Source organism: Streptomyces sp. NPDC041205, assembly GCF_055591765.1.
In genome coordinates, this window is the sequence record NZ_JBVIZH010000003.1 from 541,561 (window position 1) to 556,719 (window position 15,159).

A 15,159-nucleotide genomic window follows, 5' to 3' on the forward strand; every position below is an offset into this window, starting at 1 on the left:
CGTGCGCGCCACCCTAACCGATCGGTCAGACTGCTGACCGTACGGTCAGGTCCGTGCTCGCGTAAATTATCTGACACTGCATCAGAAACCTCTTCCCTCGTCCGGGCCGCTGCGGCATCCTGCGCCCATGCAGACGGAGCTGAGCAAGCAACTCGGAGTCGAGTACGCCGTCTTCGGCTTCACGCCGTTCCCCGCCGTGGCGGCCGCCATCAGCCGGGCGGGCGGGTTCGGGGTGCTCGGCGCGGTCCGCTACACCGCGCCCGACGACCTCGCGCGCGACCTCGACTGGATGCAGGAGCATGTGGACGGCCTGCCCTACGGGCTCGACGTCGTCATGCCCGCGAAGCGGGCCGAGGCTCCCGGAGGGCAGTCGCCGACCGAGGCCGACGTGGAGGCGATGATCCCCGCGGCGCACCGGCAGTTCGTCGAGGAGACCCTCGCCAAGCACGGCGTGCCCGCGCTCGCCGAGGGCGAGGCGTCCGGCTGGCGCATCACCGGCTGGATGGAGCAGGTGGCGCGCGGCCAGCTCGACGTCGCCTTCGACTACCCCATCAAGCTGCTCGCCAACGCCCTCGGCTCACCGCCCGCCGACGTCGTCACCCGCGCCCACGACCAGGGCGTGCTCGTCGCCGCCCTCGCGGGCAGCGCCCGGCACGCCCGCAAGCACGCGGACGCAGGCATCGACATCGTCGTGGCGCAGGGGTACGAGGCGGGCGGCCACACCGGCGAGATCGCCTCCATGGTGCTCACGCCCGAGGCCGTCGAGGCGGTCGCGCCACTGCCGGTGCTCGCGGCGGGCGGCATCGGCGGCGGCGAACAGGTCGCGGCGGCGCTCGCCCTCGGCGCGCAGGGCGTCTGGCTCGGCTCGGTCTGGCTGACGACGACGGAGGCCGACCTCCACTCCGCCGCGCTCACCCGCAAACTGCTCGCCGCCGGGTCCGGGGACACCGTCCGCTCCCGGGCCCTCACGGGCAAGCCCGCACGCCAGTTGCGCACGGAGTGGACCGACGCGTGGGACGACCCGGCAGGCCCCGGGACGCTGCCGATGCCGCTGCAGGGGCTGCTCGTCGCCGAGGCCGTGTCGCGCATCCAGAAGTACGAGGTGGAGCCGCTGCTCGGTACGCCCGTCGGGCAGATCGTCGGCCGAATGAACAGCGAGCGCAGCGTCCAGGCCGTGTTCGACGACCTGACCCGCGGGTTCGAGCGGGCGATCGACCGGTTGAACCGCATCGCGGGGCGGGCCTGAGGGGGCCGCCCCGCACCTCCCGCCGAGCCGCCCCGCGCCCAACCCCCGAGGAGACCCGATGAGCACCCCGCCCAACGGATTCTGGGCCCAGGCCGGTGCCGACCCCGGCCGTACCGTCCTCGTCGACCCCGGAGGCGAGGAGTGGACGGCGGGCCGACTGCACGCCGACGTCAACCGGCTCGTGCACGGCCTGCGCGCGGCGGGCCTCGAGCGAGGCGACGCGTTCGCCGTCGTGCTGCCCAACGGCGTGGAGTTCCTGACCGCGTACCTCGCCGCGAGCCAGGCCGGGTTCTACCTCGTCCCGGTCAACCACCATCTGGTGGGCCCGGAGATCGCCTGGATCGTCGCCGACTCGGGCGCCAAGGTCCTGATCGCGCACGAGCGGTTCGCCGACGCCGCGACCGCGGCGGCCGACGAGGCGAAGCTCCCCGCGACGCACCGCTACGCCGTCGGCGACCTACCCGGATTCCGCCCGTACGCCCAACTCGTCGACGGGCAGCCCGAGTCGGTGCCCGCAGACCGCACCCTCGGCTGGGTCATGAACTACACGTCCGGCACCACCGGACGGCCCCGCGGCATCCGCCGCCCCCTTCCGGGCAAGCCGCCCGAGGAGTCCTACCTGGGCGGCTTCCTCGGCATCTTCGGGATCAAGCCCTTCGACGGCAATGTCCATCTGGTGTGCTCGCCGCTCTACCACACGGCCGTGCTCCAGTTCGCGGGCGCGGCCCTGCACATCGGCCACCCCCTCGTCCTCATGGACAAGTGGGCGCCCGAGGAGATGCTCCGCCTCATCGACGAGCACGCCTGCACCCACACCCATATGGTCCCCACCCAGTTCCACCGCCTGCTCGCCCTGCCCGGAGGGATCCGGGCGGCGTACGACGTGTCGTCGATGCGGCACGCCATCCACGGGGCCGCGCCCTGCCCCGACCATGTGAAGCGGGCGATGATCGAGTGGTGGGGCGCGTGCGTGGAGGAGTACTACGCGGCCAGCGAGGGGGGCGGCGCCTTCGCCACCGCGGAGGACTGGCTGAAGAAGCCGGGGACCGTGGGAAAGGCCTGGCCCATCAGTGAGCTGGCGGTCTTCGACGACGACGGGAACAGGCTGCCGCCCGGCGAGCTCGGTACCGTCTACATGAAGATGAGCACCGGCGGCTTCTCGTACCACAAGGACGAGTCGAAGACGCGCAAGAACCGCATCGGCGACTTCTTCACCGTCGGCGACCTCGGCTATCTGGACGAGGACGGCTATCTCTTCCTGCGCGACCGCAAGATCGACATGATCATCTCGGGCGGCGTCAACATCTACCCGGCGGAGATCGAGTCCGCGCTGCTCACCCACCCCGCCGTCGCCGACGCCGCCGCGTTCGGCATCCCGCACGACGACTGGGGCGAGGAGGTCAAGGCCGTCGTCGAGGCCGCCGAGGGGCACCCTGCGGACGAGGCGCTCGCCGCCGACATCCTGCGCCACTGCGAGCGCCGACTCGCGGGCTACAAGCGGCCGAAGAGCGTCGACTTCGTCGCGTCCATGCCCCGGGACCCCAACGGCAAGCTGTACAAGCGCCGGTTGCGGGAGCCGTACTGGGAAGGGCGGGAACGGGCGGTGTGAGACCGCCGCGCCCCCGCCCCGTCCCGTGGGCGTCAGCGCTGGCGGACCTTCACCGCCTTCAGGCCGGGCGCGCTGCGGATGTCCTTCTCACAGAAGCGTGACGTCACCCAGCGCTCGTCGGAGTACAGCCGCGTCTGATCGCTGTAGTGCGGCGAGTTGGGGTTCGACGACTGGGAATAGGACAGCAGGGTGCGGGCCTTGGGGCACGACGACTCGTCCCAGCCGACGGCCTGGATGTGGCTGGAGCCGTGCGCCACCTCCGTGTAGCCGCCGCCGGGCGCGTTCCACCGCGGCTCGATCTTGTTCCAGACGCCGAGGGACTCGGTACCGCCGTGGATCGGCAGCCGCTTTCCGCCCCGCACGACGAACTGGTGGTCGCCGAGACGGGAGTCGAGCGGAATCCCCGCAGCCGTCAGCTCCGCCACCGTGTCGGCGAGCGCCGTCGCGAAGCCGGGTGCGCCGGTGTTGAGGGTGTTCGGGGTGCGCACCGGATCGGCGGCGGAGAACGGCACCCGCCACAGCTGGGCACTCGGCACCTTCGCCGTCAGGGCGCGCCAGAACCGGTCGAAGAGCAACGCGCCCCTGCTCGATGTGTCCAGGGTGCGGTCCCAGGACTTGATCACCCGGCAGGCCTCGGCCACGTCGACGGCCTTGCCGTCGCTGGTCCGCGCGGTCCCGGGCGGCAGCGCGGCGCAGGCGCGCGCCACGTCGGCGGCGGCGAGGTCACCGGCCGGCGCGCGGTTCGCGAACTGCTGGCGCTGGAGGTCCTTGACCGTCAGACCGCTGCGCTCGGCCATCGCCGCGACGTCCTCGATCGCGCCGCGGGTGCGCATCGAGCGCTGCGTGCCGATGGTGCCGAAGACCCGCTCGTACCCGGTCAGCGGCCGGTCGGCGTTGCTCAGCCAGGGGCTGTCGTTGGAGTTCTCGGCGTACGGGGCGTTCACCAGCGTCGGCATCCGCGACGGGCCGAAGGTGCCCGGCTGGAGCGCGTCCTTGTCCTTGCCGAGCGCGCACTGGGCGCGGGACCCGTCGAGGACGGCGACGCCCGCCGCCGGGTAGGTGGCCTTGCCGAGGGCGGTGGAGCAGCGCCCGACGAGCTCGTCGGTGAGCCGGGGCAGCACCTGCGACTGCGTGTACAGGGAGTTGCCGTGCCGGTCGGCGGCGACGGTGTTGACCCACGGCAGGCCCTGGGTGGCGCCGAGCGCGCGCAGCACACCCTTGGTCGAACGCGCCTGGCCGAAGCGGAGGTTGGCCTCACCGGTGCGCATATGGCGGGAGTTGGGGTCGTTGAGGGCGTACGCCGTCGTCTTCGTCCACGGCAGCGGCAACTGGGCGCCGAGGGAGGTCACCACCGGACCGAAGCGGGTCCAGTACTGCGTGCGTGTCACCGGGGCGCCGTCCTTCACCGGGACGGTCACGGTCCGCTTCGTCATCCGCTCGCGCTTGCCGTCCACGAGGTACGCGGTCGGGTCGGCGGGGTCCAGGGTCAGCTCGTGCACGTTGAAGGGGACGCCCGTCGCGACGGTGTGGCTCCACGCCACCTGGCCGTTGAAGCCGACGTTGATCACGGGGGTGCCGATGAGCGAGCCGCCCGACACGTTCAGCTCGCCGGGGATGGTCTGCTGCGACTGCCAGAAGCGCCTGCCGCCGTGCCAGGGGTAGTGCGGATTGCCGATGAGCAGGCCGCGGCCGTTCGCCGTGGTGCTGCCGTTGAAGGCGACGGCGTTGGAGCCCATGTCGGCGTTGCCGGGGCCGGGGGAGACGAGATCGCGTGCCGCGGCGGCGGCCCGGCGCGGGTCCGGCGCCCGGCGGGTGGCCTCCGCGCCCGGCGGCCTGGCCGCCACGATGCCGTCGACGCCGCGGCCCTCCCCGCCGAGCACCGACACCGCGTAGCCGAGCCGCGCCTGGTCGAGGGTGGTCACCGGACGCACCCAGTCGGCCTTCGCGCACGCCGGGTCCGTGACGCGGTTCTGCTTCAGCCAGGCGTTGTAGCCCGCGGCGAACCCGCGTGTCAGCTCCTTGCTCGCGCGGCTCATGCCGAGCGGGGCGGACTGCTTGAACAGCCGCTCCACGGTGCCCGCTTCGCGTACGCCCCGGAAGTACTGGTCGCTCGCCAGATTCGTGGTGGCCGACGACAGCTCGCCGCCGGGGTCGCCGTCGGCGCCGAAGTACCGGGAGCGCTCGCCGCGCACGGTGGCGTACCCCTCGGCGAGCGTGCACACCTGGTCGGCGGCCTGGGCCCAGCCGCTGCCGAATCCGAGGTCCGCGTAGTCGTCGGCGCGGATGTGCGGGATGCCGTACTCGGTGTAGCGGATCGTGGCGGACAGGCCGCCGCCGGACGGATGGGCGTCGCGGGAGCGGTCGTCGTCGCGTGCGGACGCCATGGGCGACAGCAGGGCCGACGCGGTGAGGAGCGCGGCGACCGACGCCATGACGGGTCTCGTGCGGATGCGCATAGAGCCTCCCAACTCGTTTGAGAGCAGTGGCCGTTGGAGCGTACCAAGCGGTATGTATCTTGTCCGGAGCGCCTGACGTGGGGCGACAGCGCCTGATGGGGGGCGACGCCGCCCGCGGCGGGGCCCTTGACCGCCGTACCGGACCGCCCGCAGGATCACGCCCATGACGGGTGAACGCGGCAGGGCGACAGCGGGCGACGGCACGGCCACCGCGGCGGCGCGCGGCAGCACGGTCGACGGCGTCCTGAGGCGCAGCGCGCGCCGGACACCGGCCCGCACCGCACTGCGCTACGGCGACCGCGCCTGGACGTACGCCGAACTCGACGACGCCGTCTCCCGCGCGGCCGCCGTCCTGCGCGCGACCGGCCTGGACCGGGGGGACCGCGTCGGCGCCTACGCCCACAACTCGGACGCCTACCTCATCGGCTTCCTGGCCTGCGCCCGCGCGGGCCTCGTCCATGTCCCGGTCAACCAGAACCTCACCGGCGACGACCTCGCGTACATCGTCCGGCAGTCCGGAAGCACCCTCGTCCTCGCGGACCCCGACCTCGCAGGACGCCTCCCCGACGACGTGGCCGTGCTGCCGCTCAGGGACGCCGACGACGCACTCCTCGCGCGCCTCGCGGCCGCCGCCCCCTACGACGGCCCCGCACCGGACGCCGAGGACCTCGCGCAGCTCCTGTACACCTCCGGCACCACGGCCGCCCCCAAGGGCGCGATGCTCACCCACCGGGCCCTCGTCCACGAGTACATGAGCGCCGTGCACGCCCTGGACTTCAAGGAGTCCGACCGGCCGCTGCACTCCCTGCCGCTCTACCACTCGGCCCAGATGCACGTGTTCCTGCTGCCGTACCTGGCCGTCGGCGCCGAGAACACGGTCCTCGACGCGCCCGACGCCGTGCGGATCTTCGACCTGGTGGCGGCGGGCCGCGCCGACAGCCTGTTCGCGCCGCCCACCGTGTGGATCGGCCTGTCGCAGCACGCCGAGTTCGCCACCCGCGACCTGAGCGCCCTGCGCAAGGCCTACTACGGCGCGTCGATCATGCCGGTGCCGGTCCTGGAGCGGCTGCGCTCACGCCTGCCCGGCCTCGCCTTCTACAACTGCTTCGGCCAGAGCGAGATCGGCCCGCTCGCCACCGTGCTCGGCCCGGACGAACACGAGGGCCGCATGGACTCCTGCGGGCGGCCCGTCCTGTTCGTCGAGGCGAGGGTCGTCGACGAGGCGGGCAAGGAGGTGCCGGACGGCACCCGGGGTGAAGTGGTCTACCGCTCGCCGCAGTTGTGCGAGGGCTACTGGGACAAGCCGGAGGAGACCGCTGAGGCGTTCCGGGACGGATGGTTCCACTCCGGCGACCTCGCGGTGCGGGACGCGGAGGGCTACTTCACGGTCGTCGACCGGGTGAAGGACGTCATCAACTCCGGCGGAGTCCTCGTCGCGTCGCGCCAGGTCGAGGACGCGCTCTACACCCATCCGGCCGTCGCCGAGGCCGCCGTCGTCGGCCTCCCCGACGAGCACTGGATCGAGGCCGTCACCGCCGTCGTCGTACGGGGCGGCGAGGTCACCGAAGCCGAACTCATCGCCCACGCCCGCGAACGGCTCGCGCACTTCAAGGCGCCCAAGCGCGTGGTGTTCGTGGACGCGCTGCCGCGCAACGCCAGCGGGAAGATCCTCAAGAGGGAGCTGCGGGACCGCTTCGGCGCGGGCTGACCGGGGGCGGGCCGGTCGGGCCAGGCGGTCGCTCACGGCTCGGCGTGGGCGTTTTGGACGTCGGTGAGCAGCTGCCGCAGTTCGGCACGGGCATGGGGATTGAGGCTCGGGTCCGTGGCCAGGGCGGCGCAGAGGGCGGTGCCCTGCCAGGGCGACCGGTGCGCCAGCGCACGCGCCGCCGCGACGCGGTGCCCGTCCCGCAGCCCGGCCTCCGCGGTGAGCGCCGTGGCCAGGGCGATGGCGCGGGCGTCCGGGCATCGGGACAACAGGGCATCGGCCGCGGCGACCCGCACCGGTCCGCCGAGTGAACTGCCCGCGGCCAGTGCGGCGCACAGGTCGGCCGCCCGGGGGAACGGGAGCCGGCCGAGCTTCTTGACGAGTCGGCGGCGGCGCGCGAGATCCAGCCGGGTGTCCGCGGCGAGCAGGGCGTACTGGTCGGCTCCGCGCGCGTCCTTGAGCGAGACCAGCAGGATGGCCATCCAGGTGCGATGGGTCGCGTTGAGCGTGCGCTTCGCGCAGAGACCCGCGCACAGGTCGGCGGCGCGCGGGTCACCGAGCCGCGTCAGCGCGCGCAGCGCCCGCACCCGGGCTTCGTCACCCAGACCGGCGTCCTGCCCGAGGGCGGCGCACAGGTCCGCACCGCGTGGATCCCACCCGGCAAGCGCACGCGCCGATCTGACGCGGACGGCCCCGGGCAGGTCGGGGTCCGAGGCGAGGCGCACACACAGCTCGACGCCCCGTGCGCCGCCCGCGCGCGGCAGGGCCCGCGCCGCCCACATGGCGGTGCGGTCGTCGAGCTGGGGTTCCTGGACGAGTTCCGCGCAGAGCCCGACGGCGTCGGCATGCCCCACGTCGAGCACGACGTCCACGATCTCGTCACCCTCCTCGTACGAGTAGAGGTGGTCCGGGCCGGTCCTGAGCAGCCGCAGGGCCGTGGCCACGACGGCGGTGACGACCTGCGGCGGCAGCACGGCACCGAACCGTGCGAGTTGCGCGATGAACTGGCAGGCGCGCAGCGGGTATTCGTCGTCGAGCAGGTGACACAGGCGCCCACTGATCTGCCGCACCATCTTCTGGTCGCCGCCCTCCGCGGCCGCGTCCAGGAGGAAGGCGATGTAGGAGAGGTACTCGCTGGGGATGCGGATGCCGTACTCGAAGCGCCACGACTGCCCGTGGCTGCCGGTCTCGAAGACGCGCTTGAGCGCAGGCTCCAGCGCGTGAGGGTCGGTCATGGCGTGCTGTGCGGCCAGGAACTCCAGCAACGTCTGGTGCCAGAACTCCAGCCGGCCGGCACCGGCCGTCAGCAGACCGCTGCCGCGCAGCGCGGCCTCCAGGAACGCGCGCCATTCCCGCGGTGGAACCGCACGGGGGCGCTCCGCCGCGGGCAGCGTCTCCAGGACGTCGACCGGGGACCGGCTGTTGTCGCCGTGCAGGACGTCCGCGACCTCGGCCATCAGGGCGGGCAGGTGGTCCAGGGTGTGTTCGACGGCCTTCAGGGCCTGGTCGCCGCGCCCTTGGAGGGCGGCGCGGGTCTGGGCCCGGACCCGGACGAGACCGGCGGGGCTGCGGCCGCTGTCGAGCAGCTCGATGTAGCTCCGATAGACCGCGCCCCGGCTGCTCGGCAGCGTCCCGTCCGGCCCCGCGGCGTAGAGGCGGCACAGCATGGTGGCCATCAGCGGACTGCTCGCCATCTCGGCCAGCTTCGCCCGCGTCAGGACGGTCAGGAAGCGGTCGGCCGTCCCCGGCGGATCGGCCAGACCCAGGTAGCGGAACCACACCTGGGCGAGTTCTCGCACATCGTGGTCCTGGAACGGCTTGAGGACGAAGTGGAGCTTGAAGCTCTCCAACTCCTCGTCGGCGAGCGGCCGGGTGGCGACGACGAACCGGAACGGGCCCGCGGGACTGCCCTCGCCGAGCGCGGCGAGATTGCCCAGCACGCCCCGTCGGACACCGACGTCGGCGATCTCGTCGAGCCCGTCGACCAGCACCGTCCAGCGGGACCCGGGACCGGGGCCCTTGCTGAACAACGTGGGGGAGAGCGTCTCCAGGAGCCCGAAGGGCGCCAACTCCGCGGTGGCCGCCGCCGCGAGGGCCTCGGCGAGCGGCTTCCCGGCCAGTGACGCCGCCGGAACCAGCACGGGGACGCTCACGTCGTCGGTCTCGCCGCGCCGCCGTGCCTCGATGCCGAGGGCGAGGCAGCGGCGCAGCAGACTGGTCTTGCCGCCACCGGCTCCGGCGACCACGACGCAGGGTTCCTCGCTGGTGAACACCTCCTCGGCGGAGACCTCTTCGAAGAGCCGGGCGGTGAGCCGGTCGCGGCTGCCCACGGTCCCCGCTCCCTCGTTCTCCTCGCCCCCTCGCGGGTGCTCGATGAGACGTCTCCTGACGCACCGGCGGAGGTAGACGTCCGCGAGCGGCGGGGTGCGGCCGAACGACACGTCGTCGTAGGGGTGCGTGCCCGCGTAGCGCTCGGCCGCCGCGAGATAGTGGTCGAGCTGACCGTCCGGCGTGTACGACGACGTCCGCGGCGCCTGTTCCCGTACGGCTTCCAAGGCGTCGAGCGTCAGCCGGCGGCCCAGGAGTTCCTCCAACTCCTCCCGCTCGTCCGCCGACAGCGTCTCGGCCCAGCGGTCCACCCGCGAAGCGCCGAGCCGACCGGACCCGTCGCTGAGGTGATGGCGCGAGACGATGCCGACGATCCGCCCGTCGCTGAACACCGCGGCGCCGGACATGCCCTCCCAGGGCGACACCGGGCGCGCCCCGGCCGCGGTGGGGACGGCCTGGGCCACACGCAGGTCCAGCGTGCCCTCACGGCGGTTGGCCAGCACCGAACACGTGGCGTGGACGTGCTCGCAGTCCCGGAATCGCGAACCGTCGCTCCTCTTGCGCAACTTGAAGCGCGGGAAGCCCGCCGCGCTGCACCGCAGCAGCAGATCCTCCTCGGGGACCCGGCCGAACCGCGCTGTGCCCACCTCCGTCCCCGCCCGCGACGGCACGCGGAGAACGGCGACGTCAACTCCCTCGTGCCGCCAGCGCACTTCAGCGGCCACGCTGTACTCGCCCGGCCGGTCGGCGTCGAACCGCACGCGCGCAAGGCCGGCCCCCGCGACGACGTGCGCGGCGGTCAGGACGATGCCGGGCCCCGCCAAGTAGCCGGACCCGCGGCGTTCGCCCGCGTCGTGCGGCACGAGGATCTCCGCCACCTGACCGGCCCGCAGTCCGGACACGTCCGCCACCTGTTCCGCCCGAGCCGCCGACTGGCTAGGCTCCACCCGATCAACTGCCGTGTGGCACACGCCACAGGGATGAGAGTACGACGGTCCCGCACGCCAGGGAGGCAGGCAGTGGAACTCGCCGAGATGATTCGCGCCCTGCGCGAGGAACTGAACGACGCCTTGGCCGACGGCGCCGACGAGCCGGTCCGGTTCGAACTCGGCCCGGTCGAGATCGAGGCGACCGTGGCGGCCGAGCGCACGGCGGGCGGGCAGGGAAAGATCCGGTTCTGGGTGGTGGAGGGCGCGGCGGACGCCACGCACACCGCGGCGCGGACCCAGCGGATCACCCTGACCCTGCACCCCAAGGTCCGCGCCCGCGACGGCACGTTGACGACCGCGTACATCGCGGGTGAGGCGGCGGACGACGAGCGGTGAGGGCCGTCGCGGGGCCCGGACCGCGCGGCAGCACCGGTCCCGCTGATCCGGCGCCGCGGAGGCGCCGGATCACGCCGCCCGCGTACCGGGATCGGGTGCGGGCCGTCCGGGCAGCCAGTCCCGCGCCGGGTCGTGCTCCAGCCACCGGCTCCGCCCCGCCTCCCCGGCGCACGCGGCGGCGAGATCGCTCAGCCCGGGGCGGGCGTTCCCGGTGCGCCACAGCAGCGACCAGGCGTACAGCGGGGGGATCCAGCGGGACGGAGCGCGGGCCGGGGACGTCCGGCAGGGGCACTTCGGTGGGAAGCAGCGAGAAGCGGCGCGGGTGGGCCGCCCCCTCGGGGCCGCTGCTCGTGGACGGAGGCTCGATCGTCGTCAACGCGCCCTGGACCCTGCACCGGGGCAACAGCGTCCTCACCCTGTACGCGGCGACCAAGGCCGCCGCGCACAACCTGGCCAGGCCCCTCGCCGCGGGACTCGCCCCCCGCGGCATCCGCGTCAACTCCGTCAGGCCCGGATACATCGACACCCCCATGCATCCCGCAGCCTCGCTGAGCGACGCGGAAGCGGCGGTGGTGACCGGCCGGATCGTCACCGGCCGCTTCGGGCGCCCCGAGGAGGTCGCGGCGGCCGTCGCGTTCCTCGCCTCGTCCGACGCGTCCTACGCCAACGGCCAGGACCTGATCATCGACGGCGGTCTGGTCGGGGCCGTACCCGCCTGACGGCGCTACCGTGGCCCGGACCACCGACACCCGAAGGAGCCCATGGTGAACGCGCCGATCCGCTGGGGCAGCGAGGATCCCGGACCCTTCTTCCACGGCACGAAGGCCGACGTGGCCGTCGGGTCGCTCCTCGAGCCGGGCTACGGCTCCAACTACGGCAAGGGCGACCGGGCGAACTTCGTCTACCTGACCGCCACGCTGGACGCCGCCATCTGGGGGGCCGAGCTGGCCGCCGGCGCGGAGCGCGAGCGGATCTACCTCGTCGAGCCCACCGGCCCCTTCGAGGACGACCCGAACCTCACGGACAAGAAGTTCCCCGGCAACCCGACCCGCTCCTACCGCACCCGCGAGGCCCTGCGCGTCGTCGCGGAGGTCCGGGACTGGCAGGGCCACCCGCCCGAGACCCTCCAGCACATGCGGGACCACCTCGCGGCCCTCAAGGCCCAGGGCGTCGAGGCGATCAACGACTGACCGGGCGGCCGAGAGGCGCGTACCGGCGAATTACCATGAACCGGTGGAAACAGTTCGAATAGCGCTCCCTCGGCACCGGCGCCGCTCCCTGCACCTCGGCCTGGCGGTGCTCACGCTCACGCTGGGGCTCATCGCTCTGTTCGTGCTCCCCGGCGCCTACGCGCACTCGATGAGCAGTGGCCGCACGGCCACGGCCGTACTCGCCGGGATCTGGCTGCCGACCGCCTTCTACGCGCTGAACCGCGCCCGCGGCACGACCACGCTCACCCCCGAGGGGATGCGGCTCAGGACGGCAGTGAGCCGACGCCTGATCCCCTGGCACACGGTCACCCGCATCGAGGCGCAGCGACGCACCGGCCGCGGCGGTCTCTGCTGGTACGTCGCCCGTGCGCACCTGGTCCGCGGCCGCCCCGTCGTCCTGCCCGGCGCGCTGTCCGAGCACCAGCAGGACGAGGCGTTCCGGGCCGCCCTGGAGACGCTCGACCAGTACAGGGAACGCGCCCGCCCCTCGGCGCGGGCCCCGCTCACTTCCCCCGCAGATCCACGATCCGCTTGAACTTCCCCACCGAACGCTCGATGGTCTCGGGGTCCACGACCTCGACGGAGACCGAGACACCGATGCCTTCCTTGACCGCCGCCGAGATCTCCCGCGCCGCCGTGACGCGCCGCCCGGGCGGGGTGCCCGCGCGGGCCTCCACGCACACCGTGAGGGCGTCCATGCGGCCCTCCTTCGTCAGCCGCAGCTGGAAGTGCGGGGCGAGCCCGGGGGTGCGCAGGACGATCTCCTCGATCTGGGTCGGGAAGAGGTTCACGCCGCGCAGGATCACCATGTCGTCGCTGCGCCCGGTGACCTTCTCCATGCGCCGGAACACCCGGGCGGTGCCGGGGAGCAGCCGCGTCAGGTCCCGGGTGCGGTACCGGATGACGGGCAGCGCCTCCTTGGTGAGGGAGGTGAAGACCAGCTCGCCGTGCTCGCCGTCCGGCAGCACCTCGCCGGTGATCGGGTCGACGACCTCCGGGTAGAAGTGGTCCTCCCAGATGTGCAGGCCGTCCTTGGTCTCCACGCACTCCTGGGCGACGCCGGGCCCGATCACCTCCGAGAGCCCGTATATGTCGACGGCGTCGATCGCGAACCGCTCCTCGATCTCGCGCCGCATCTCCTCCGTCCACGGCTCCGCGCCGAAGATGCCGACCTGGAGCGAGGTGGTGCGCGGGTCGATGCCCTGGCGCTCGAACTCGTCGAGGAGCGTGAGCATGTACGACGGCGTCACCATGATGATCTCGGGCCGGAAGTCGAGGATGAGCTGCACCTGGCGCGCGGTCATGCCGCCGGAGGCGGGGATCACCGTGCAGCCGAGCCGCTCCGCGCCGTAGTGCGCGCCGAGCCCGCCGGTGAAGAGGCCGTACCCGTACGCCACATGCACCTTCTGCCCCGGCCGCCCGCCCGCGGCGCGGATGGACCGGGCCACGACGTCCGCCCACATGCTCAGGTCCTGCTCGGTGTAGCCGACGACCGTGGGGCGCCCGGTGGTGCCGCTCGACGCGTGCAGCCGCCGCAGCTCGGACTGCTCGACCGCGAGCATCCCGAAGGGGTAGTTCGCGCGCAGGTCCGCCTTCGTGGTGAACGGGAACCGGGCGAGGTCCGCGAGCGAGTGGCAGTCGTCCGGGCCGAGCCCCGCCGCGTCGAACGCCGCCCGGTAGAAGGGCACGTTCTCGTAGGCGTGCAGCAGCGTGTCCTGGAGCCGGTCCAGCTGCAGTGCCTCCAGTTCCGCGCGGCCGAGCCGCTCCCCCGCGTCCAGCAGTGCCGGTGTGCGCGCCATCTGGAGTACCCCCGTCCCATGCCGGGCGACCGGCTCTTGGCCGATCTTGTGTCGGGGTCAGTTATTCAAGGTTTCATGGCTTCTGGCAAGGGTTTCGTACGAGGTGGCATGGGCGGTGTCGCGGCGGACGGGTGGCTCCCGGGGCGGGGGTGGAGTTCCGGTTCCCGGGGCGATGAACCGTGCGGGTGGTGCCGGGGACCGGCGCCGGTCGGCGGACGTTCCGCGCCGGTCCCCGCCGTGCTCAGAAGTCGTCCGCGGTACGCATCCGCTCGCGTATCCACACCCCGGCCGGCTTCAGCGGCGCCGTGCCGGTCCAGGGGCCGCCCTTGTCGCAGGTGCCGGTCTTGAAGACGGCGCCGGAGCGGTTGTCGTCGGAGAAGTTCCAGTTGACCCAGCTGATCTTCTTGGAGGCCATCAGGTCCAGGTACTTCTGCGACATGGTGAAGTCGTTGGCGTTCTCGCCCGCGTAGTTCTGGGTGCCGAACTCCGTGACGAAGACGGGGAGCTTGGCGGCGGCGCGGGAGAGGGTGTTCAGGTACTCGTCGCGGTGCGAGGCGGCGTAGAAGTGGAAGGTGTACATGATGTTGGCGGCGTTCACCGGGTTGTTGACCACCTCGGACTCGTTCGCGCCCTCCGAGACGCCGAACGACGACCAGGCACGGGTGCCGACGAGCACCGGGGCGTTGGAGTCGATGTTCCTGATCACCGGGATGATCTGCTCGGCGTAGGACTTGATGCGTGACCAGCTCACGCCGCTGGGTTCGTTGGCGATCTCGTACAGGACGTTGCTCTTGCCCTGGTGCCGCTTGGCGATCTCGGTGAAGAACGTCTTGGCCCGGGAGAGGTTGGAGTTCGGGTCGCCGGGGCTGAGCATGTGCCAGTCGACGATCACATACATGCCGCGCGCGGAGGCCTGCTCGATGAGGGAGTGCGCGAGGTCGGTGTACTTGCGCGGGTCGGTCTCGTACCCGCCTTCCTGTACGTATGTGGAGACGCGCAGGACATCGGCGTTCCAGTCGCCGGAGAGGGCGTCGAGGGAGCCCTTGGTCAGACAGTGCGCGTACCACTGGGTGCCGTGGCTGCTCATGCCGCGCAGCTGGATGGCCTTGCCGTTCTGGTTGCAGAGCTTGGTGCCGCATACGGTGAGCTGGCCGTTCGCGGCGACGGGGGTCGGCGCTGCGGCGCGCGGGGCGGCGGGGCCCGACGCGGTCGCGGCGGCCGGCGGGGCGGCGGAGGCGAGGCCCGCGACGAGTGCTGTGGCGAGAGTGGCGGCCAGACGGGCTGGTCTCATGGGGGACTCCAAGCCATTGAAGGTTAGGAACCTTTCCTAACCAAGAAATAGCAAAAGGCGAGTCCGCATCACAAGGTGCATGACAAGAGATACTTCAGCGGGCTGTCTGGTGGGCCAGCCCGCTGAACCGGAATGTCGGTCGTACGCTGGCCGCGTCGTCGCGGTCGCCGTCCCGGTGCCCGTGTGCCC

General features: G+C 72.5%; 11 protein-coding genes. 7 read left to right on the forward strand and 4 right to left on the reverse strand.

Annotated elements, in window-relative coordinates; genetic code table 11:
- The first annotated feature begins 127 nt into the window (after positions 1–127).
- Positions 128–1,246: an NAD(P)H-dependent flavin oxidoreductase gene (locus tag ACZ6BG_RS16685; protein ID WP_469001568.1), complete on the forward strand. Its 1,119-nt coding sequence runs from the start codon at positions 128–130 to the stop codon at positions 1,244–1,246.
- A gap of 58 nt (positions 1,247–1,304) precedes the next feature.
- The gene (locus tag ACZ6BG_RS16690; RefSeq protein WP_469001572.1) at positions 1,305–2,855 is read left to right on the forward strand and encodes an acyl-CoA synthetase; all 1,551 of its coding nucleotides are present in this window, start codon (positions 1,305–1,307) and stop codon (positions 2,853–2,855) included.
- 32 nt (positions 2,856–2,887) lie between these two features.
- Here the strand turns inward: ACZ6BG_RS16690 and ACZ6BG_RS16695 are convergent, their stop codons facing one another.
- Complete coding sequence (locus tag ACZ6BG_RS16695) at positions 2,888–5,476, reverse strand: penicillin acylase family protein (protein ID WP_469001576.1); 2,589 nt, start codon at positions 5,474–5,476, stop codon at positions 2,888–2,890.
- Between ACZ6BG_RS16695 and ACZ6BG_RS16700 the strand changes: the two genes are divergently transcribed.
- Complete coding sequence (locus ACZ6BG_RS16700; protein ID WP_469001579.1) at positions 5,475–7,019, forward strand: acyl-CoA synthetase; 1,545 nt, start codon at positions 5,475–5,477, stop codon at positions 7,017–7,019. The two genes, ACZ6BG_RS16695 and ACZ6BG_RS16700, sit on opposite strands and share 2 nt — an antisense overlap.
- Positions 7,020–7,051: 32 nt before the next feature.
- Here the strand turns inward: ACZ6BG_RS16700 and ACZ6BG_RS16705 are convergent, their stop codons facing one another.
- Positions 7,052–10,246, reverse strand: a complete 3,195-nt coding sequence (locus ACZ6BG_RS16705) for a trypsin-like peptidase domain-containing protein (protein ID WP_469001582.1) — start codon at positions 10,244–10,246, stop codon at positions 7,052–7,054.
- Positions 10,247–10,363: 117 nt separating this feature from the next.
- On the opposite strand from ACZ6BG_RS16705, the gene ACZ6BG_RS16710 reads away from it, so the two are divergent.
- From ACZ6BG_RS16710 to ACZ6BG_RS16725, 4 genes are all read left to right on the forward strand, one after another.
- On the forward strand, positions 10,364–10,669 hold the full coding sequence (locus ACZ6BG_RS16710; protein ID WP_469001584.1) for a trypco2 family protein: 306 nt from the start codon (positions 10,364–10,366) through the stop codon (positions 10,667–10,669).
- A gap of 296 nt (positions 10,670–10,965) precedes the next feature.
- The gene (locus ACZ6BG_RS16715; RefSeq protein ID WP_469001588.1) at positions 10,966–11,388 is read left to right on the forward strand and encodes an SDR family NAD(P)-dependent oxidoreductase; all 423 of its coding nucleotides are present in this window, start codon (positions 10,966–10,968) and stop codon (positions 11,386–11,388) included.
- Between the two features lie 42 nt (positions 11,389–11,430).
- Positions 11,431–11,859 (forward strand): NAD(+)--rifampin ADP-ribosyltransferase, encoded by a 429-nt coding sequence (gene arr, locus ACZ6BG_RS16720; protein WP_469001590.1) that lies wholly within the window; start codon positions 11,431–11,433, stop codon positions 11,857–11,859.
- Between the two features lie 43 nt (positions 11,860–11,902).
- The gene (locus tag ACZ6BG_RS16725) at positions 11,903–12,415 is read left to right on the forward strand and encodes a PH domain-containing protein (protein ID WP_469001592.1); all 513 of its coding nucleotides are present in this window, start codon (positions 11,903–11,905) and stop codon (positions 12,413–12,415) included.
- On the opposite strand, the gene paaK is transcribed toward ACZ6BG_RS16725, so the two are convergent.
- Positions 12,384–13,679: a phenylacetate--CoA ligase PaaK gene (gene paaK, locus ACZ6BG_RS16730; protein WP_469001594.1), complete on the reverse strand. Its 1,296-nt coding sequence runs from the start codon at positions 13,677–13,679 to the stop codon at positions 12,384–12,386. The genes ACZ6BG_RS16725 and paaK overlap by 32 nt on opposite strands.
- Positions 13,680–13,920: 241 nt before the next feature.
- On the reverse strand, positions 13,921–14,970 hold the full coding sequence (locus ACZ6BG_RS16735; protein WP_469001597.1) for a glycoside hydrolase family 5 protein: 1,050 nt from the start codon (positions 14,968–14,970) through the stop codon (positions 13,921–13,923).
- Positions 14,971–15,159: the final 189 nt, after the last annotated feature.

Excerpts from the sequence above, each read along its gene's own strand:
- paaK (WP_469001594.1), bottom strand. The coding sequence starts at position 13,679 with ATGGCGCGCACACCGGCACTGCTGGACGCGGGGGAGCGGCTCGGCCGC.
- arr (WP_469001590.1), top strand. The coding sequence starts at position 11,431 with ATGGTGAACGCGCCGATCCGCTGGGGCAGCGAGGATCCCGGACCCTTC.
- ACZ6BG_RS16690 (WP_469001572.1), top strand. The coding sequence starts at position 1,305 with ATGAGCACCCCGCCCAACGGATTCTGGGCCCAGGCCGGTGCCGACCCC.
- ACZ6BG_RS16735 (WP_469001597.1), bottom strand. The coding sequence starts at position 14,970 with ATGAGACCAGCCCGTCTGGCCGCCACTCTCGCCACAGCACTCGTCGCG.
- ACZ6BG_RS16685 (WP_469001568.1), top strand. The coding sequence starts at position 128 with ATGCAGACGGAGCTGAGCAAGCAACTCGGAGTCGAGTACGCCGTCTTC.
- ACZ6BG_RS16695 (WP_469001576.1), bottom strand. The coding sequence starts at position 5,476 with ATGGGCGTGATCCTGCGGGCGGTCCGGTACGGCGGTCAAGGGCCCCGC.
- ACZ6BG_RS16700 (WP_469001579.1), top strand. The coding sequence starts at position 5,475 with ATGACGGGTGAACGCGGCAGGGCGACAGCGGGCGACGGCACGGCCACC.